15 protein-coding genes are annotated in these 20,885 nt (G+C 34.5%); 9 read left to right on the forward strand and 6 right to left on the reverse strand.

The window, feature by feature from the left end:
• Positions 1-11 precede the first annotated feature (11 nt).
• The 5 genes from AC1Q5Z_RS15120 to AC1Q5Z_RS15140 all read left to right on the forward strand — a co-directional run bounded on the left by AC1Q5Z_RS15120 (position 12) and on the right by AC1Q5Z_RS15140 (position 9,932).
• Positions 12-2,672, forward strand: a complete 2,661-nt coding sequence (locus AC1Q5Z_RS15120) for a glycoside hydrolase family 3 N-terminal domain-containing protein (RefSeq protein ID WP_492445683.1) — start codon at positions 12-14, stop codon at positions 2,670-2,672.
• Positions 2,673-2,934: 262 nt separating this feature from the next.
• A complete protein-coding gene (locus AC1Q5Z_RS15125; protein ID WP_488754586.1) occupies positions 2,935-6,021 on the forward strand; it encodes a SusC/RagA family TonB-linked outer membrane protein in 3,087 nt (1,028 codons plus the stop codon).
• A gap of 16 nt (positions 6,022-6,037) precedes the next feature.
• Complete coding sequence (locus AC1Q5Z_RS15130) at positions 6,038-7,636, forward strand: SusD/RagB family nutrient-binding outer membrane lipoprotein (protein ID WP_492445685.1); 1,599 nt, start codon at positions 6,038-6,040, stop codon at positions 7,634-7,636.
• A 144-nt stretch (positions 7,637-7,780) separates the two neighbouring features.
• Positions 7,781-8,827 carry a sialidase family protein gene (locus AC1Q5Z_RS15135; RefSeq protein WP_492445687.1) on the forward strand — a complete coding sequence of 349 codons (1,047 nt, stop codon included), beginning with the start codon at positions 7,781-7,783 and terminating at the stop codon, positions 8,825-8,827.
• Between the two features lie 151 nt (positions 8,828-8,978).
• On the forward strand, positions 8,979-9,932 hold the full coding sequence (locus AC1Q5Z_RS15140; protein WP_492445689.1) for a M20/M25/M40 family metallo-hydrolase: 954 nt from the start codon (positions 8,979-8,981) through the stop codon (positions 9,930-9,932).
• A 114-nt stretch (positions 9,933-10,046) separates the two neighbouring features.
• On the opposite strand, the gene AC1Q5Z_RS15145 is transcribed toward AC1Q5Z_RS15140, so the two are convergent.
• Complete coding sequence (locus tag AC1Q5Z_RS15145; RefSeq protein ID WP_343706850.1) at positions 10,047-10,412, reverse strand: winged helix-turn-helix transcriptional regulator; 366 nt, start codon at positions 10,410-10,412, stop codon at positions 10,047-10,049.
• 81 nt (positions 10,413-10,493) lie between these two features.
• On the opposite strand from AC1Q5Z_RS15145, the gene AC1Q5Z_RS15150 reads away from it, so the two are divergent.
• From AC1Q5Z_RS15150 to AC1Q5Z_RS15165, 4 genes are all read left to right on the forward strand, one after another.
• A complete protein-coding gene (locus tag AC1Q5Z_RS15150) occupies positions 10,494-11,369 on the forward strand; it encodes an NmrA family NAD(P)-binding protein (RefSeq protein WP_492445691.1) in 876 nt (291 codons plus the stop codon).
• A gap of 187 nt (positions 11,370-11,556) precedes the next feature.
• Positions 11,557-11,940, forward strand: coding sequence for an ArsR/SmtB family transcription factor (locus AC1Q5Z_RS15155; RefSeq protein ID WP_198857333.1), 384 nt, complete (start codon positions 11,557-11,559; stop codon positions 11,938-11,940).
• A complete protein-coding gene (merTP, locus tag AC1Q5Z_RS15160) occupies positions 11,927-12,532 on the forward strand; it encodes a mercuric transport protein MerTP (protein ID WP_343587172.1) in 606 nt (201 codons plus the stop codon). Before AC1Q5Z_RS15155 ends, merTP begins: the two co-directional genes overlap by 14 nt.
• Complete coding sequence (locus AC1Q5Z_RS15165) at positions 12,529-12,735, forward strand: GDCCVxC domain-containing (seleno)protein (RefSeq protein ID WP_492445693.1); 207 nt, start codon at positions 12,529-12,531, stop codon at positions 12,733-12,735. The genes merTP and AC1Q5Z_RS15165 overlap by 4 nt, the downstream gene beginning before the upstream one ends.
• A gap of 120 nt (positions 12,736-12,855) precedes the next feature.
• Here the strand turns inward: AC1Q5Z_RS15165 and AC1Q5Z_RS15170 are convergent, their stop codons facing one another.
• From AC1Q5Z_RS15170 to AC1Q5Z_RS15190, 5 genes are all read right to left on the reverse strand, one after another.
• The gene (locus tag AC1Q5Z_RS15170) at positions 12,856-14,190 is read right to left on the reverse strand and encodes a DUF4374 domain-containing protein (protein WP_343587170.1); all 1,335 of its coding nucleotides are present in this window, start codon (positions 14,188-14,190) and stop codon (positions 12,856-12,858) included.
• Positions 14,191-14,224: 34 nt separating this feature from the next.
• Entirely contained in the window at positions 14,225-16,618 is a 2,394-nt protein-coding gene (locus AC1Q5Z_RS15175; protein ID WP_492445695.1) for a TonB-dependent receptor, read from the reverse strand.
• Positions 16,619-17,043: 425 nt separating this feature from the next.
• Entirely contained in the window at positions 17,044-18,036 is a 993-nt protein-coding gene (locus tag AC1Q5Z_RS15180; RefSeq protein ID WP_492445697.1) for an FAD:protein FMN transferase, read from the reverse strand.
• A gap of 92 nt (positions 18,037-18,128) precedes the next feature.
• Entirely contained in the window at positions 18,129-20,312 is a 2,184-nt protein-coding gene (locus AC1Q5Z_RS15185) for a PepSY domain-containing protein (protein ID WP_492445699.1), read from the reverse strand.
• Between the two features lie 27 nt (positions 20,313-20,339).
• Positions 20,340-20,825 carry a DUF2271 domain-containing protein gene (locus tag AC1Q5Z_RS15190; protein WP_492445701.1) on the reverse strand — a complete coding sequence of 162 codons (486 nt, stop codon included), beginning with the start codon at positions 20,823-20,825 and terminating at the stop codon, positions 20,340-20,342.
• Between the last annotated feature and the right edge of the window lie 60 nt (positions 20,826-20,885).

A 20,885-nucleotide genomic window follows, 5' to 3' on the forward strand; every position in this document is an offset into this window, starting at 1 on the left:
CACACACAACTATGTTACAATTAAGAATGAGAAAAACGGCCATTATTTTTGTAATGGCTGTTGGTTTTTTAAACCAGACCCACGCCCAGAAAAAATATCTTTATCAAGATGCAAAAGCTCCTGTTGAAGATAGAGTAAAAGACTTGTTAAGCCATATGACACTTGAAGAAAAAGTGCGTCAGATGGATATGTATAGAGGAGATTTTTTTAAGGAGAAGGAAGATTTTGCTAAAGGCAAGTCGGCTGAAAAAATTGGAAAATTGGGGATTGGAGCAATTCATGATCTTTATCCGCGTTCAGCGAAAATGATCAATGATTTGCAGACTAACGTAATCAAAGGAAACCGTTGGGGAATTCCGGCACTGATTATGTGTGAAATGCTTCACGGATATTTAGACGAAGGAAGCACTGCTTTTCCAATGAACATTGGACTTGGAGCAACTTGGGATACTTCTATTTTAGACAAAGTGGGTAAAGTTATTGGTATGGAAGCCAGAGCTCATGGAGTTCATTTTGGTTTTGGACCAAACTTAGATTTAGGACGCGAACCAAGATGGGGAAGAGTTGCAGAAACTTTTGGGGAAGATGCATTTTTAAACAGTGAAATTGGTTTGGCATTCATCAAAGGATTGCAAGGAGACGATTTAAAATCGGATCGTTCTATTGTTGCTGAGCCTAAACACTTCGCGGTTCACGGTATTCCACAGGCAGGAGGAAATTCTTCTCCAATTTTAGTTGGAGAACGTTCTGCTAGAGAAGATCATTTGCCATCTTTCCAAAAAGCATTTACAAAAGGCGGCGCATTAGGAACAATGTGTGCATATTCTGAGTTAGACGGAATTCCTTGTGCAGCAAATCACTGGTTATTGACTGATGTTTTGAGAAACGAATGGGGTTTTAAAGGACTTGTAGTTTCAGATTTAGGAGCAATTAAATACATTCAGACAACTCATAAAGTGGCTGATTCTCCTAAAGATGCTATTAGAGAGGCTGTTTCTGCAGGAGTTGATATGCAGTTTTACGATTTTTCTAATGAATTCTGGCAAAATACAATTATTGAATTAGTAAATGAAAAGAAATTGACAATGGAGAACATCGACCGTGCAGCGGGAGCAGTTTTACGTTTGAAATTTTTATTGGGTTTATTTGAAAATCCGTACACAGATAAAAACTTGATTAAAGAGCGTTTTCATACTAAAGAAAACCAAGCTGTTGCTTTAGAAGCAGCTCAAAAATCAATGGTTTTATTAAAAAATGACAATAATATTTTACCATTAAGTAAAAATCTTAAAAACATTGCTGTTATCGGGCCAAATGCAAACGCTTCAAGACTTGGAGGTTATGCTCCTAAAAACAGCGTTGGAATGACGGTTTACGAAGGTGTGCAACAAATAATGGGAAAAACAGCAAATGTTGTTTACCAAGAAGGTGTTCCTTTGATCGTAAAGGGTCAGGCTATTCCATCTAAATATTTATTCACTTCAGACGGATCTCAAAACGGATTAAAGGGAGAATATTTCAATAACAGAGAGCTACAAGGAACTCCAGCTTTAACTCGTATTGATAGCCAATTAGAATTTGACTGGCCTTGGGCTCCTGGCGATGGTGTAAATGTGGATGATTTTTCTATTCGTTGGACGGGCTATATTCAATCAGACAAATCGTTTGATGGTTGGTTAGGTTTAAGTTCAGATGACGGAATCAGAATGTGGGTTGATGATCAATTGGTTATCGACAACTGGACAAAAGGAGCAACAAGCATTGTTACGACTCCTAAAAATATTGAAGCAGGAAAGAAATACAAAGTCCGCATTGAAATGTGGGAAGGCGGCTGGGGAGCTAGAGCTCACTTACGTTGGAACTTAGAAAAAGTAGACATGCAGCCAGCAATCGATGCCGCTAAAAAAGCAGATGTTGCAATTGTAGTTTTAGGAGAATCAAACGAATTGGTTGAGGAAAATAGAGATGTTGCAAGTTTGGATTTGCACGGAATGCAACAAGAATTGATTGAAGCGATTCAAAAAACAGGAACTCCAGTAGTTTGTGTGTTATTAAACGGTCGTCCGCTTTCTACAAACTGGATTGCTGAAAATATTCCAGCAGTTTTAGAAGGATGGTTTCCAGGAGAATTAGGAGGAAGAGCTGTAGCAGATGTTTTATTTGGAGATTACAATCCAGGTGGTAGATTACCGATTACGGTTCCAAAATCGGTTGGACAGTTACCTATATATTATAACCAAAAGCCGTCTGCGATACATAAATACGTTGCAGAAAGCGAACACCCTCTATATTCATTCGGTTACGGATTGAGTTACACGAAGTTTGAATATTCTAATTTAAAAATCAGTGCAAACGAAATCAAACCAGACGGAGAACTAAAAGTTTCTGTTGATGTGAAAAACACCGGAAATTTAGATGGAGATGAAGTTGTACAATTATATGTAAATGATGTTTACAGTTCTGTAACAACTCCAGAGAAAACTTTAAGAGGTTTTAAACGATTAAATATTAAAAAAGGAGAAACAAAAAATGTTGAATTTACACTTACAAAAGACGAGTTAGGCCTGTATAACAGGCAAATGAAGTTTGTTGTAGAGCCAGGAGACTTCGAAGTAATGGTTGGCGGAAACTCAATAGATCTTCTAAAAACCAAATTCAAGGTTTCTAACTAAAAAGTGTTAAACACCGAATAATTTTAAACGATTTTTAGTTAAAAAAATGAATACAATCAAAAAAGGCCAATTTCTATTCGATTAATAGATTTTGGCCTTTTTTATAAGGCAGAGTAGGATTACAAATGAAAACGTTTTCTTTCAATATATGACCAAAGATTTACCAACACCTTTGAAAAATTGTCATTTGTCGAAATTATATTTTGTTAACAGAATGTATTCTTAAGTTTAACATGTTATTAACTCTAAAAAAACAACTAATATGATTAAAAGCGTACTAAAATTACTGTTTGTCATATGCCTTTTTGGGTTTCAAAGCCTACAAGCGCAGACAACAGTAAAAGGAACGATAACAGATGCTCAAAGTGGAATTCCAATTCCTGGAGCAAATATTATTGTTAAAGGAACTAAAACAAGTGCTTCATCAGATTTTGATGGTAAGTACAGCATTAATGTTCCTAATCAATCAGCAGTTTTAGTTTTTACTTATGTAGGATCTTCTACAAAAGAAGTTGCTGTTGGATCACAATCTACAATTAACGTATCTTTAGGTCCAGATACACAGCAATTAGGAGAGGTAGTTGTTACTGCTCTTGGTATTAAAAGAGAGAAAAAAGCAATTACATATTCTGCGCAGAATGTTTCTGTAGACGAATTGTCTGAAGCAAGATCATTAAACGTTGCCAACTCACTTTCTGGTAAAGTTGCTGGTCTTAACTTCTCTACAACTTCTAATGGTGTTGGTTCTTCTTCTAGAATTACATTAAGAGGTAACAGATCTCTTAACGGAAACAACCAACCTTTATATGTTGTTGATGGTGTGCCAATTAGTAACGGTACAACTACATCAAATCCTGATATTGATACAGGAGGAACTACACAGCCTGACGGTATCTCAAACATTAACCCTGAAGATATTGCTTCGATGACTGTTCTTAAAGGACCATCTGCAGCGGCTCTTTACGGATCTAGAGCATCAAATGGTGTAATCGTAATTACAACTAAATCTGGGAAATCTGGAAAAACTTCAGTTTCGTTATCATCTAACTTTATGGCATCTTCTGCTTATAACTTGATGAATTTACAAAATGAGTACGGACAAGGTACAAACGGAAATTATGTTTCTAACTCAAGCTCGAGCTGGGGTGCACCTCTAGACGGACGTCAGGTATCTGCTTGGCAGTTAGTTCGTAATCCAAATTATGCTGGGCCAGCTACACAAAGCTATTCTCCACAGCCAAACAACGTTATTGATTTCTACAAAACTGGTTATAACTTAGCAAACACTTTAACAGTTACAGCTGGTAACGAAAAAGCGCAAGGTTATTTCTCTTATACTAACACACGTGCTGAAGGTATTGTTGGAGGAAACCAAATGGACAGACACAATCTTAATTTAAGATTGACAAGCAAAATTTCTGATAAATTATCTTTAGATGTAAAAACAAACTACATTGTTCAAGATATTGATAACTTATTGAGAACTGGTGAAGAATCTATCGGAACATCTGCTTATTTATTGCCTCGTAGTATCGCTTACAGAGATTACAAAGACTTTGAATATATTGATGCTGCAGGACAAAGACAAGTAAACTATTTCCTTGACGAAACAGGAGCTCCAGGTGGAAACCCATTTTGGTCTGCTTTAAGAGATGATGCTCGTACAGATAAAAGAAATAGATTTATTGGTTTAGCTTCTCTTAAATATGAGTTTACAAAAACTTTAAGTTTGCAAGGTAGAGCTGGTTTAGACCAAATGACAAACAAAAACGTAAGAAACAGATATGCAACGGCTGCTTTCAACAGTAACATGGGTTCATACAGCGAATCTTATGAGACAGTAAGCGAATTAAACATTGATGCTTTACTTTCTTACAATGAAAAATTCGGAGATTTCTCTGTTGGTCTTAATGCTGGTGCGAGTTCATTGCAACAAAACAGTTCAGCTTTAAATTCTGGTGGTGTATTAAGTAAAAGAAACTTTTTTGCATTATCAAACGTGCAAACAGTTCAGTCTACTTCTACAGCTTCAGAAAAAAGAATTAACTCTGTTTACGGATTTGGTCAAATTGGTTTCAGAAACTATTTATTCTTAGATTTAACAGCTAGAAATGACTGGTCTTCTACATTGCCAACAGATTATTTCTACCCATCTTTCGGACTTTCAGCAGTTGTTTCTGATATGGTTACATTGCCAGAAGTTATTAGTTTTGCTAAAGTTAGAGCTTCTTATGCACAAGTGGGTAACGATACAGATCCTTATCAGACACAACAAAGATTCTCTTACATTGGAGGAAACGGCGGTATGTTATACGGACAAAACACAAAAGCAAATCCAAACTTAAAGCCAGAGATTTCTTCTTCTACAGAGTTTGGTGCTGATGTTAGATTCTTCAACAACCGTTTAGGTTTAGATTTCACTTATTTCAATACATTAACTAATAACCAAATTTTCTACATCAATACGCCTGAGCCTTCTGGATATTCTAGAGCTATCGTAAATGGTGGAGATATCGAAAATAAAGGTATTGAGCTTACGCTTACTGCAACTCCAATCCAAACAGAAAACTTTACTTGGGATATTACAGCAAACTATGCTTCATATAAGTCAAAAGTAAAATCTATCTTCGAAGGAAGAGATGAATTAGTTCTTGGTGAAGGACGTTTAGTGAGAAGTAAAGTTGTTGTTGGAGGCGAATATGGTGATTTATATATCAAAGGTTTCCAAAGAGATCCAAACGGAAATATCATTGTAAACAGTGCAGGTATTCCATTAGCTACAAATGGTTTTGATGTTCGTGCTGGTAACTTTAATCCAGATTGGACTGCAGGTTTCAAAAACAACTTCAAATACAAAGATTTCTCTTTAAGCTTCTTAGTTGATTTCAGAATTGGTGGCGAAGTTATTTCATACACTCAAGCTAGACAAGCTGGTTTAGGGGTAAGCGATATTACTTTAGCAGGAAGAAATGGCGGAATCATTGTGGATGGTGTTGTATCTAACGGAAACGGAACTTACTCTCCAAACACAACAAGCATCAATGCTGAACAATACTGGACAGCAATCGGACAGAGAACTCCAATTGCAGAGCCATTTATTTATGATGCTACAAACATCAGATTAAGAGAGCTTGTTTTTGGTTACTCAATGCCAAAGCGTTTATTAGGTAACTCAGGATTTACAAGCATCGATTTCTCATTAGTAGGTAGAAACTTGTTCTTCTTCTTAAACAAAGCTAAATACTTCGATCCAGAAGCAGGAGCAGGTACAGGTAACTTACAAGGGATAGAATCTTTCAACATTCCATCAACGAGAGATTATGGAGTGAATGTTAAATTCGGATTTTAATTAAAAAAGAGATATCATGAAATATAGTTTTAAAATAAAAACATTAGGAGTTGCATTAATGGCAGTTTCGATTTTATCAAGTTGTACTGGCGATTTTGATGAAATAAATAAAGATCCTAATTCATTGACTGAAGATCAGTTAGATGCTACATTGGCTGGTCCTGCATTTGCTTCGGCATTATACGCAGGTATCCACAATGGTTCTTATTCTTCTCCAGGAGTAGATGATCAAGGTACGTGGGGTATTGCAACAGGTATTTTATCTTCAACTTTTATCCATTACTTAAACTGTGGATACGGAACAGAAAGAAATGCTTTCGTAAACGGATACGAAGGTAGAGGATGGACAAGATTCTACACCGTTGCTGCACCAGCTTTATCTAATGCTTTTAAAGCATCTGAAGGAAATGCAGAAGCGACGGCGATCTTAAAAATCTGGAAAGTTTTCATGTACAATCAAATGGTTGATGCTTATGGACCAATTCCTTATACTGAAGCAGGTAACGGAAAAGATAAAGTTCCTTACGATAGCGTAGAATTTATCTATGCAGATTTCTTTAAATTATTAGACGAAGCAAATGCAACATTAACTTCTACTTCTGCAACTTCAGTTGCTTCTCTTGCCCCAAATGATAGAGTTTATTCAGGAAGTGTTGACAAATGGAGAATCTTTGGAAACAGTATGAGATTGCGTTTGGCTTTAAGAATTTCTGACAAAGAACCTGCAAATGCAAAAACTCAGGCTGAAGCTGCAGTTGCTGCTGGAGTAATGCAAACAAACGATCAAAGTGCATACTTTAAAGCAAGTAACATTACGCCAAACAATTTAAACATGATTGTAAACAGCTGGGGTTATGTAATGACAGCTTCTATGGAAAGTATTTTAGTTGGTTACAACGATCCTCGTTTAGCAAAATGGTTTGCTCCGCTTGATGCAAATGCTACTGTAAAAGTGTATAGAGGTAATCCTGTAGGAGGTTTAGAAGATCAATTTGGAACGACTAAATTCTCTGCTTTCAACAATGACGTTTTAGGAAACGGTGCTGCTAACACACTTAGTGAAACTAAAAATATCGAAATCTTTATGGCTTCTGAAAACTATTTAAGTAGAGCAGAAGGAGCTTTAAATGGATGGAACATGGGCGGAGATGCTAAAACTTTGTATGAAACAGGTATTAGACTATCTCTTGCACAATGGGGAATCACAGATGCTGCTGCAATTAGTGCTTACATCAATGGTTCTACATTACCTACATTGCCAAACATTTTGACTTTATACCCAACTTTAGATTTACAAGATATTCCTGTTAAATTACCAGTTGCATGGTCTGCATCTACTTCTGATCAAAGAACTCAAATTGCGGTTCAAAAATACTTAGCAATTTTCCCAGAATCTTGGGAAGCTTGGGCAGATTTAAGAAGAAGCGATGCTAAAGTAATTTATCCAGTTTTAAATACGGATAACCCAGATGCTGGCGTTGGTAAATCTTTGATGAAAAGAATTATTTACACGACAAATGAGTACTCATCAAACAAAGCAGGCGTAGATGAAGGAATCTCTAAATTAGGAGGTCCAGATTCTGGTGGAACAAGACTTTGGTGGGACACAAAATAATTAATTTGGTAAAGTAAAAGATCAATCGATTTGTTACTTGAGCAGAAGGAGAGGTAACTCTCCTTTTGTTTTTTATGAAGAACAATGAATTTTTGCCCCAACTTTAATTCATAACATACAATTATTAATTTTCATCAAAATAAAATGATTTTAAAGACAAAATATACTGTTGCAGCGCTATTGGCTTTATTTCTTTTTTCTAGTGAAATAAAAGCACAAATTAAAGCTGTTAATATCGAAAGCAGTTATATTGCCGATCCGCCTGTGACAACAAATAGTCATGCCTCAACTTTGGTTGAGCATAAACCAAATGAGATTTTAGCAGCTTGGTTTGGTGGAAAATATGAAGGTGCAAAAGATGTCGGAATTTATATTTCGGCTTATAAAGGCAAGAAATGGTCTGCACCAAAAGAATTAATTCAGCCATTGATTAAAAATGGAGATACACTTCCTTGTTGGAATCCGGTTTTGTTTAAAAGCAAAAATCAGAATTTATATTTGTTTTATAAAATTGGAAAAAATCCAAGAGAATGGTTTGGCGCTATGATGATTTCGAAAGATAACGGAACAACATGGGGAGAACCAAAATATCTTCCAGAAGGAATTTTAGGTCCAATTCGGAACAAACCAATCGAAACTACTCCTGGTGTAATTTTATGCGGAAGCAGCACAGAAAGTGTGAGTACAGACGAATGGCGCGTGCATGTTGAAGAATATACAGAAACTACAGATTCTTGGAAGAAAATAGCGGTAGAAAACAATCAGAATTTCGATATCATTCAGCCCACATTTTTAATTCATAGTAAGAGCGATATTCAGATGCTGTCTCGAAGCAAACACAATAAAGTAGTTTCGAGCTGGTCAGGAGACAATGGTAAAAGCTGGATTAGAACCAATACGATAAATGTTGTTAATTCAAATTCGGGTATCGATGCTTTAACAGTAAACAAAAATCTGTTTTTATTAGTAAATAATCCGCTTCCAATTGGAAAAGACTGGTTTAACGGACGTAATATTTTAGACGTAGAATATTCTAAAGATGGTTTAAAATGGACGAAACTATTCGATCTCGAAAAACAGGAAAAAGGAGAATTTAGTTATCCAGCCATAATTCAAACCACAGACAAGAGAATACACATTTTGTATACTTATGATCGAAAATATATTAAACATACTTCTTTTGATTTATAAGATAATAGTACGCTGATAAAACGGATTCACTTCGTGAAAACGCTGATTTTTACGGATTTTTTTATTCTATTTTTTATATAATATCTGTGTTTATCCGCGTCTTTGCAAAGCAAATCCGTTTCATCCGCGTCCAATCTATAGAAAAACAATTATGAAATTAAAACTTCTTTTTACGACCGCATTTTTTTGCTGTACTTTCGTGAATGCACAAATGGCTAAGACCTTTTATAAACATGACAAATATCTTTCATCAGATAAATTAGAAGGTCGTTTTGTGGGAACTAAAGGGAATAACGATGCAGCTGCATATATCAAAAAATATTTTAAGAAATATGGTTTACAGCAATTCAAAGATAGTTACTATCAGCCTTTCAAAGTATTTGTTAAAGAAGGAATCAATAAAATGAAATCGGATACAGTGACAACGCAAAATGTTGTTGGTTATATTGAAGGTTCAGATCCTACTTTAAAAAACGAATACATAGTAATCGGAGCGCATTACGATCACTGGGGCTGGGGCGGACAAGGTTCTGGAAGTAAAAAGAAAGAGGCTTTTGCCATTCATAACGGAGCAGATGATAATGCGTCTGGAGTTTCAGCTTTGTTGTGCATTTTAGAAGAAATTTCGAAACAAAAAGTAAAACCAAAAAGAAGCATCATTTTTATTTCGTTTAGTGGAGAAGAAGAAGGGGTGCTTGGTTCAAAGTATTTTATTAATCATTCTCCGGTTCCCAAAGAAGCCATAAAAGTAATGCTGAATATGGATATGGTCGGAAGATTAAATGATAAAAAAGAGCTTTATATGGGCGGAGCAGGAACTTTTCCGAACGGTGTAGAATTAATGAAAAAACTGCAAGAAAACTCAGGATTAAATCCTGTTATTCATGCAGGAGATGTCGGCGGTTCAGATCATGTTTCTTTTTACAAAGAATCCACTTCGGTAGTTGGTTTTCATACAGGCGGACATCCGCAATACCATACGCCATATGATGATATTGAGCTGATTAATTCAAATGGAGGAGCGTTAGTTGCTAAATATATTTATAACGCACTCATACAAATTGCCAATTATGAAGAAGCTTTGGTTTTTATCAAACAGAATTAAATAAAGCATTATTCAATACAATAAATTAAGTCGACTAGTGAAATTAAAGCCTGTTCAGTTTCACATAAAAAGTTAAGTTAATTAGTTTTTGTTTGTTAGAAAAGACGGTGTCTATTAAATATTATAGACACCGTCTTTCATTTTGAAAGCCCATGAAGCCATAGCATCAATAACAGGAAGTAAACCAGTTCCTGCATTGCTTAATTTATAAGTTACAAATGGAGGTACAACGGGTTTTGCTTCACGAATGACCAATCCATCTGCTTCCAGTTGTTTTAAGTGCTGAATAAGCATTTTTTCTGTTACAGCCGGAATTGCTCTTTTCAATTCGCTGTAACGTTTATCTCCAGTCGATAAGTGATATAAAATAATAGGTTTCCAGTAGCCTCCAATTTTCTCCATAACAAAAGTTACAGGACATTTTTCCAACGCATACTGCTTGTTTTCCTGAATAGTAGACGATTCTTTAATTGCTGTCATGATACATACTTTAGGGTAAGTACTTGTATAAAAGTAAGTACAAAGATACCTTTGTCTTGTTAAATAAAAAAACATTTTAAGATGAAAATTATAATCTCAGGTTCATTAGGAAACATAGGAAAGCCACTAACGGCACAATTAGTACAATCAGGTCACGATGTAACCGTTATAAGCAGTAATGCAGATAGAAAATCTGCTATTGAAGATTTAGGTGCAAAAGCCGCAATAGGATCAGTTAGCGATGCTGATTTTCTTTCTAAAACTTTTGCTGGTGCAGATGCTCTTTTTGCTATGACTCCTCCAAATATGGGTGGAGTAAATATTATTAAAAATACTACAGATGCTGGTACTGCTTTCGGGAAAGCAATCCAAACAACAAACATTAAAAGAGTGGTAATGTTAAGCAGCATTGGAGCCGATTTGCCAGCAGGAAACGGACCAATTGCAGGTTTGTATAATATTGAGAAGATTTACGAGAAATTAGACGTTTCTGTCACATTTTTAAGAGCAGGATATTTCTACATTAATTTCTATAATGACATCCCAATGATAAAAGGAGCAGGGATTATGGGAGCAAATTTCCCAGCATCAAATCGTATTCCGTTAGTGCATCCAGAAGATATTGCAAATGCTGCTGCCGAAGAATTACAGAAAACTACAGAAGGCAAAAACGTCCGCTACATTATAAGTGATGTTAAAACACCTTCAGAAATTGTAAAAGCATTTGGAACCACAATTGGTAAACCAGAACTTCCTTGGATTGAATTTACAGATGAGCAATATTTTGGAGGAATGACTCAAGCTGGAGTTCCAGAAGAAATGGCTGGTTTATATACCGAAATGGGATCTGGATTAAGAAACGAAACCATCGCCGCAGATTTCTTAAATAATGATGGAATTGCAAGTGGAAAAATCAAATTAGAGGATTTTGCAAAAGAATTTGCTTCAAAATTTTAATTATAAGCTGTTGGTTAAAATGATTTAATACATAGAAACATAGTTTTTGTTATTTGAAAAAAGTCGGTGTCTATTAAATGTAATAGATGCCGTTTTTTGTTTTAAAAAATTGATGTAGATGTAGAATTAAAAGCATTGGTATTATTTTAGTATTTGCTTAAATAAACAAATTAGTTATTTTTGTCTTATGGACAATAATTCTTGTATTAGGCAAAAGGCAGACATTAAACAAATTAATCGTTGTAAGGAACGAATTTCGGAGCTGCATAATTCTTTTGATTATTTATCGAATGGACTTGAATTAGCAGGAAATAATGTAAGATTGAGAATCTTATTTCTGCTTTATGAAGAAAAACGGCTTTGTGTTTGTGATTTAAGCGATATTCTAAATATGACAATTTCTGCTGTTTCTCAACATCTTCGAAAACTCAAAGATCGAAAGCTTATCATAACTGAAAGAGAAGCACAAACTATTTTTTATTCATTGACAGAAGAGTATGAAAAAATGCTGAATCCATTTTTTAAAATACTTAACGATAACAAAATTTTCGAAACAAATGAAAATGAATAAGAAACTAATCGGCACTGGACTTTTGACCGCGTTTGCAGCTTCATTATGCTGCATTACACCAATACTAGCTCTTATAGCAGGAACTGGCGGACTTGCTTCAACTTTTTCTTCGCTTGAACCTTTTCGTCCGTATTTTATTGGCTTAACAATTTTAGTGCTAGCTTTTGCTTGGTATCAAAAACTAAAACCACAAAAGAAAATAGATTGTAATTGCGAAACCGATGAGAAAACAAATTTTACGCAGACCAAATCATTTTTAGCAATTATCACTGTAGTAGCAGTTTTGCTTTTAGCATTTCCATCGTATGCTCATATCTTCTTTACAGATTCTGAAAACAAAATAATTGCTGTGGATGCGTCCAAAATTCAGAAAGTTGAGTTTACGATTAAAGGAATGACTTGTTCGGGTTGCGAGCATCATATTACAACGGAAATAAACAAACTCGAAGGCATTATCGAAGTGTTGGTTTCTTATGAGAAAGGAAAAGCGATTGTTAGATTTGACAATACAGAAGTCAGCATTGAAGAGATAGAAAAAGCAATCAACGCTACAGGTTACACAGCATTAGAAAATAAAATTATAATAGGATGAAAATCGAATTACAATCCATACTAACTTGTCCTAACTGCGGATACAAAAAAGAAGAGACAATGCCAACAAATGCTTGCCAGTATTTTTACGAATGCGAAAAGTGCAAGACAATTCTAAAACCTTTAGAAGGTGATTGTTGCGTTTATTGCAGTTTCGGTTCTGTAAAATGTCCTCCGATTCAAGAAAACAAGAAATGCTGTTAATAATGAAATGAAACTATCATAAAAAAACATTCCGCTTACTATAAATAGAAGCGGAATGTTCGATTAAAAAAAAACTCAAGTGATGAATTTTTCACAGACTGTTTTCACAGTCGTATATTTTTAGAATACCCCAATGTAGTGGTTTCCTGCTTTGTTTACTAATTTAGCACCTTTAGTAACTTTTCCAGTAGGAATATCAATTACATAAATGTTACCATCTTTTCCAACTGGAGTAACAGCGATGTAGAATTCATTTCCGTCTACAACAAAACCTTGATATTGACCAAAATTTAAGTCAGCATCGTAATCAATACCTTCTACTTTTGTAGCTGTTCTAGCGTTTAAGTCTAATCTTGCTACGAAACCTTGTTCAGTTCCTTCATAAGTGTAAACCGCATAAGCAATTCCGTTTCCAGCATATCTCCAAGCATCGATATAAGAACCTTTAATTCCTAAAGCAGTATCTAAACTAAATACATAAGAATTGTCATATTCGTTGCTTTGGTTAATTTTAAGGATATAAGAACCTTTTTTAGTATCTCTTTGAGTAGCTTGGTAGATGTTTCCATCGGTAGCTACGAAACTGTTAAAACTTCTGTATCCGCTTGTGTCACCAAAACCAACAGTTGAAGTAATTACTTTTGGATTCTGTAAAGAAGGATAATCAACTATAACTGATTTTGAACCTAAACGGTCAAAAGAACTTTCGTTAGCACCTGTTAACGGATTTGTTTTACGCATCCAAGTTCCAATAATTAATTTATCGCCCGCTTTGTTTAATGTTGGTGCATCTAAACGGAAAATATGGTGTCCTTGGATTTCTTCAGCTGTTGTTAAGGGAATTTCATATTGTCTGTAATTAGAAATCAATGATTTTTGTAAATCTAAGCTCAAAACTGTAGAAGAACCTCTTGTGTATTTATAAGTTTTTCCATCTTCTTCTGTTATAATAACAGGTGCAGTTACGTTTACAGCAACTCCAGTTTTATCACCATCAAAAAGTTTTACCCATCTTGGAGATGTTCCTGCATATTGAGAAATGTTTGCAGTAATATCAGATTTAACAAAGTTTTTTGCTCCATTGACCTTGTATGTCATGAATTCACCTCCGTTTGTTCCAGTGTAAGTAATATTAAAAAGTGTATTTCCGTCTACAGAAGATTGCAAACGAGCAGTTCTGTTAGATTGTACACCTTCACCATTATCAAAAACATTAACAGAAATGTTAGGGTTTATAGCATCTTCCTTAGAAATAGAATAAATTCTAGTTCCACCGTTTCCATCTCCAGGATCCGTTTGCATCAAAGCTCCTGCAACTGTAATCCAACGCCCGTCAGTTATTGGATTTACAGGTTCTGTTTCTTTATTATTATCATCACTGCTGCAGCTTGCTGTAAGTGCAAATGTGGTCAAAACTAGCCCACAAGCAAGTAATTTTAAAGTACCTTTTTTCATAGTTGTATTTATTAAAAAATTAATTAATCAGTTACTAAAATTTATTGAGTGTATAATTTATTTTCAAAAAGAAAGCTCTTCCAGGTTTTTGAACTGCAAAATTGTCGTAAACCTGCTGGTTCGTAATGTTTTTAGCATCAAAACTGGCAATAAACTTTTTGTTAGGGAAAGTGTAACTCAATCCTAAATCATGTGGAAACTGGACAGGCGTTCTGTCGTCTTCATTGTCAAGCCAATTTGTATAAAAAGCTCCTACATATCCAAAATTGTAAAAGAGACTTAATTGCGAGTCCTTTTGCAATACATCCTTAAAATTGTATTGAGCATTACCATTTATTGTAAAAAAGGGCTCGTTAGGAAATTGTTTGTTGTAATTTTCCAATTGCACTCCATTTTTATCAAATTGGTCTTTAGATCTCGAAGTAAACTGTGACATATTCATTGACAGGAACAACCTGTTTTTGTGTGAATATTCTACCGAAGCTTCATAACCAAGAGATTGTGCTTTTCCTAAATTTATAGATGGCGCGACTTCTAATGCTTCATTTAAACGAGGGCTAAATCGTCTTACAATTTTATCTTTCGTATTTCTCCAGAAACCAGATCCATTAAATCCGAATTTGTGATTATTGATGATATATGGACCAAATTGCAAACCAACATTTAAATTATTACTCTGTTCAGGGATTAGCGAACTATTACCGCTTTGATTTTCACCTGGATTTCCAAAAATTTCAATTTCAGAAGGAAGTCGTATTGCTTTTTCTGCAGAAAGCGAAAACATTAATTTTGGCATTATAAAGTAAGAAGTAGCTAGACCGTATCCGTAAAAAGTAGTATTGTTACTCTCCAGTTTTTCTTCAATCGCTGTGTTATTATTAATAAGCACAGGGGTTCTCTGTTCTGTTTTTTGATTATAGCGTTTCCCGAAAAGATTAGTTCTTAATCGAGAATTAAAAGCTTCTAGTTCATATGCAAATGAAAAAATGCTTTTTTGAAGTTCTCTTTTTTGTTGAAAATCTCTTTCTAACTGCGATTTCTTTTCGTCATAATCATCTCTGTCAAAAGAATAAAGCATACTGCTAAAAACAAATCGGTGATTTTCATTTAACGTATAATTTAAGCCGCTTCGAGTACTGAAAATCTTATTATTCAATTGTAGAATCATAGGGCGATCTTGCTGAGCGCCATAAGGAGTTAGAACATATTCGCCGTGAAGACCAATTACTTTTTCTCCAAACCAGTTGTAATTATATTTAACGGTATCATTTACAACTTCACCTCTTTGGCTGAAAACAGAATTCACTGTAAATTCAAGACCTTTTACAATAAAGTCTTTTTTAGTATAATTAATACTTACCACCTGCGCATCAGATTCGGTAAATCTGCCTTTATAAGGTCTTGACATCGACTGTCCATGCTGGATTTCGTTATAGTCATCAGAAGCGTTAAAACCTATTAAAAAGGTATCTGCCCAATTTACATTTGTAAAACCTGCTTCAATTCTTCCACCAAATGAACGGTAAGCATCTTCAAAACGTTTTGCCTTGATATAAACTTTTTGTCCGTTAGGAAGAATGTTGTAAGCAAATTTTCCCCAGATTTCATAATCATTATCAGAATAATTATAGAAACCAGAACCTTTTAGAGTAAAGCCAGATTTATCTCTGTAAGTCGTATTAAAATTAGATTGAAATGTATTAAATGAACCATAAGAAGCAGAAGCATTTAAAGTGTTTTTTGCACCTTTTTTTAATATAACATTAATAGCGCCACCCAAAGCATCGTCGGCTAAATGAGCAGGAACGACTCCTTTGTAAACTTCGATTCGTTCTATTAACGCTGGAGGAATACTATTTAAGTTAAAAGAAGAACCGTAAGTTGAAATCGGAATTCCGTCTATAAACACTCTAATAGCATTCCCAGTCATTCCATTCAAATTATAAGTGACATTCGATCCTAATCCACCATTTTGTCTGATTCGAACACCAACAGATTGTCCTAACAATTCATTGGTCTGAATATTTCTTTTAGCGGCTTCCTGCGTGTCTATAACATTTACTGAAAATCCTTTTTCTGTAATCTCCTTCTTAACAGTTTTCTTTTGAAGCACAACTTCTTTTAGCGATCTTGCATCATTTCTTTCAATTGAAATATTTAGCTCAGTATTCGGTTTGTTGATCGTAATTTTTGTAGTTCTTGTTTGGCCTTCCATAGAAGAGGTTTCCAAGATATACTCTCCGTATTTTAAACCCTTAATATCGTAACGACCAAAATCATTAACAATAGCATATTTTTGAGTTCCTTTAATAATAATTGATGAACCATAAGCTAATTCATCGGTTCCAAAAGTCACTTTTCCTGTAAGATTTCCAGTTTGTGACCACGCTGAAATGGTAAATAAAAATAGTAGTAAAATTGTTCTCATATTGAGTCTGCGTGTAAAAGTGCTGCAAACTTATATGATAATTTAAATTTAATCTAAATAAAGTAATTAGAAGATTATTAGAATTGCAATGAAGGTTCTAATGTTATTTTAATATTGTTTTTTGAGTTATGAATTATGAGTTATGAATTATGAGTTGTGAGTTATGAGTTACGAATTGATGATTCGGTTGTCTTCCTGAGCGAAGTCGAAGGATATGCGCAAAGTATTTTTCTGATCATTGAAATGAAATAATCTCGCTAAATCGCGAAGACGAAAAGTTCATTTATGAGTTGCCTCCAGCTTTAGCTGGAGGTCATTTTTAAAAGAAATGAAAAAGGCTTTAGCCAAAATAAGTTTGACTAAAGCCTTTTATGTAGAATTTATTTATCCCCAACTAAAGCTAGAGGCAATTCATAACTCATACTTCATAACTTATAAGCGAAGTTCTTAGACTTAACAACTTTCCCTTTATCAGTAATCATTACACAACTATAATTAGGAAATTTTTGAAGTAAAAGCAAACCTTCTTTCTGTCCCAAAACCATCATAGAAGTGCTTAATCCGTTAGCGGTTTCTGCGTTCGGACCAAAAACCGTAACACTGCATAAACCAGTTGCAGGATAACCAGTTGCAGGATTTATAATGTGCGAGTAACGTTTTCCGTTAAAAACAACGAACTTTTCATAACTGCCAGAAGTAGTTACAGCACCGTCTATTAAAGGAACAGCTGCCAATATCTTCTCCGGTTTAAACGGATTTGTGATTCCGATTTTCCAATCTTTTCCGTTGGGTTGTTTTCCCCAAGTGCTCATGTCACCAGAACCGTTTACAATACCAGCTTGAACACCTTTTGCGATCATCATGGCGCGGCATTTATCAGTTGCATAACCCTCGCCTAAAGCACCAAAACCAATTTTCATTCCTTTTAGCTTTAAGAAAATAGTAGATGCTGTGCTGTCTAAAATGATGTTTTTATAGCCAACTTTCTCAACAGATTTTTTTATGGCTTCCGCCGAAGGCATTTCAGTCATCGAACCGTCAAATTTCCAAATACGGTCTAAAGCAGCAAAACTAACATCAAATCCGCCATTTGTAATTTCAGAAAGTTTAATCGCTCTTTGTGCTAGTTCAAAAACTTCGCGATCTACTTGTATGGGTTTTATTCCCGCATTCTGATTCACTTCAGAAACTTGAGAAGTGGGTTTCCAATCGGAGATTAAATTTTCAATTCGCGTAATTTCAGCGATAACTTCATCTATATTTTTTTCTGCAGAAAGAGAATCTTTGTCTACAATAGAAATATCAAAACGTCCGCCCATCAAAAGCGTAGTTCTTTTTCGTAATACTTGCGAATGTGCAGATACACAGCAAATAATTACAAAAAAGAATGAAATTTTATAGGATAATAATTTATGCATGAAAATGTATTAAAAAGTCGAAAGTCAAAAGTCGAAAGTCAAAAGTCAAAAGTCGAAAGTTGAAAATCAACAATCTAAAATCTAAAATTACTCTAATAACAATCCGTTAAAAATTGTTTATTCGCTTTATATTCTTCAAGTGTTTTTAGTCCTTTTGAAAGACACAATTCATTTAAAATTGATTCAACATCTTTCTGCATGGCAAGTGAACCACAAATCATAACGACACCACCTTTTTTAAATAGATTCGTAAAGAAAGAGGAATCTCTTTTAATCAAATCCATCACATAAATATGTTCTGCTTCACGCGATAAAGCGACATGAAAATTATCCAGATGTTCTTTCTGAATCATAATGTCAGCAAACTTTTTGTAAGCCATTAAAGTTGGCGTCTCCATTCTAAATCCGCTATACAAATGAAGTTCTTGTTTTGTTTTATTTTGTTCAATCATTCCTAAGAAAGGAGCAATTCCTGTTCCGTTAGAAATAAAAGCCACTTTTTGAACTTTTTTAGGAAGATGAAAAGCAGGATTTTTTACAATCTGTGCTTTTATTATATTTCCTGGTTCTAAAGCATTCAAAAAGCCAGACCCCAATCCGTTTGGATGTAATTTTACAACCAATTGAATATTTCCAGAATGATTTCCAATCGAGTAGAGGCGTTCTCTAGAATCGTTAGCAGGATAAATTGCCAATAAATCGCCCGAACTAAATTTAACTCTAGAACTAGCTCTTAAAGTCAGAATAAAAGTATGTTCGGTTTCAGAAATTGGTGTTTTATCCAAAACCATTAATTTTTGCAGACCTTTCGGAATATGGTTGTATAATGATGGAGTTGTAGCCAGCGGAATTCCTGTTTTCTCGCTCCATAATTTTATCCATTCTACAAACTCAACCGCCGATTTATCATTTACAGTTTGTAAATTCAAATAACGATCTGCCCATTTTTGTTTTTCTAAAAGTTGATCTATTTCAATAGCAAACTGGCAAAAATCTGGATATGATTTTGAGCCAAAACCAATCACAGAGAAATTAATATTTTGATCTTGATTTTGTTTCTCTAATAAAGTTTTGAATTGCGTTCCGTTAGAAGGAGCGTCTCCTAAACCATGAGTTGAAGTAAAAACAATAATGTGTTCTGCTTTCGGATATGCGGAAAATTTATTCAATTCACTGACAAAAACTTTCTGCCCGTGATCAATTAATTGTTTCTGAATTGAATTGGCGAATCGGAAAGTGCTTCCGTTTTCTGAGCCAACCAAAAGAATAAAAGTGCTTTCGCTAGCTTTAAATTTATTCTTAATTCGACTAGATCTTCTTTTTAAAGTAATTGCAAAACCAGAATAAATAAAGAAGAGAATGTTAATGCAGGCTATAGCCAAAATAATCGCCCAGATTCCGTTAATTCTTCCTGTATGAAGATCTAAGCTTAATGCCGCAAATTGAGTTCTCATTGGCGAAAGCTTTTCAGAAATTACAGCTCCTGTAACCTGATTGACTTCAATTTCTCGGTCTTTCAATTCAATAATATAAAATTCTTCAGGATCATCTGTAAAAGGAAATTCGATTTTCTTTACATCAGATAATAAAGTGGTATTAAAAATTGAACTTGTTTGGGTTTTCTCTGAGAGTTCTGTTTTTACAGGTTTTGATTTTTCTTCACCCATAAAAAAGTTGAATCTTTCTAGAGATAAATAAGTTCCTGTAAGCGAAATAATTAAAATCGGAATTAAAGCCAATCTTCCTAAAAGGACATGGTAATATTGTGCAAAATATTCTTTGATTATTTTAGAAAAGAAATTTCGGATGCCGCGCTGTCTTTTTAAAACCAGTACGAAACCCGAAATTGATATTAATAGCAAGCAAAAAGAAATTACGCCCACAAAAAAACGTCCTGTTTCATGAAGAAACAGTGAACGATGCAAACTCGTAATCCAATTTATGAATTCGCTTTTTTTTGCAGGAGTTCCTAATACTTTTCCAGTTTTTGGATCAATGTATGCTTTAACGTCATTTCCATCTGCGTCAATAGCTTGAAGCGTTACAAATTGATTGTAATCTACACTCAATTCTGTAATTTCAGAATACTTTTTCTTTAAAATTGGAAGCGTTTCGCCTAAAGTTATTTTATTAAAATCTTCTGCTTTGTACGGAAGTGTTTTTTCCTGAACCGCATCGACCGCCAGAATGATTCCTGTTACCGAAGCCAAAAGCAAAAAAATAGAAGAAAATAGGGCCAAAGCCAAGTGTGCGTAACGCCAAAAAGAAAGAGTCATTGAGTGTATTCTAGAAATGTAATGGTATTATATTTTACTTAATCTTACGTATTTGATGTAACCTTTACCATCTGTTTTTTCTGCAAGACCTTCAGTTGTAAGCGGAACTTCAAGATCGCTTACATAATATTTCTGATCTTCTACAGCAGATTCAAAACGTAATTTGTAACCTTTATTAATTTTAGAATTCTCAATTTCGATTGTAGTAACACTACGATCACCTCCCGTTACAGAAGCTCCAGTTTTAGCGCTTATGTCGTCTGATTTTTGAGCAGTGTGAAATTTATTCCATTCTTTTAAAGACTTGTACCATTTTTTATCATCGCCCATTACGTAAAGAGTTTTTTCGTATTCTCCTGCCGAATTCACTAGCGAAACAACGATATAAGCACCTTCTCCCATATAGTTATTCATTTGCAGCATAATCTTGTATTTGCTTGATTGCGCTTGAGATTGTAAAGAAACTAAAAAGATAAAAGCGCTTGTAAGAGCAATTTTTAATATTGATTTCATCTGAAATTATGTATTTGTGTGGATTTGTAATGTGAAATCCCAAATCCCAAATGTAAAGTT

The organism is Flavobacterium sp. GW823-FHT06G12 (assembly GCF_058794775.1).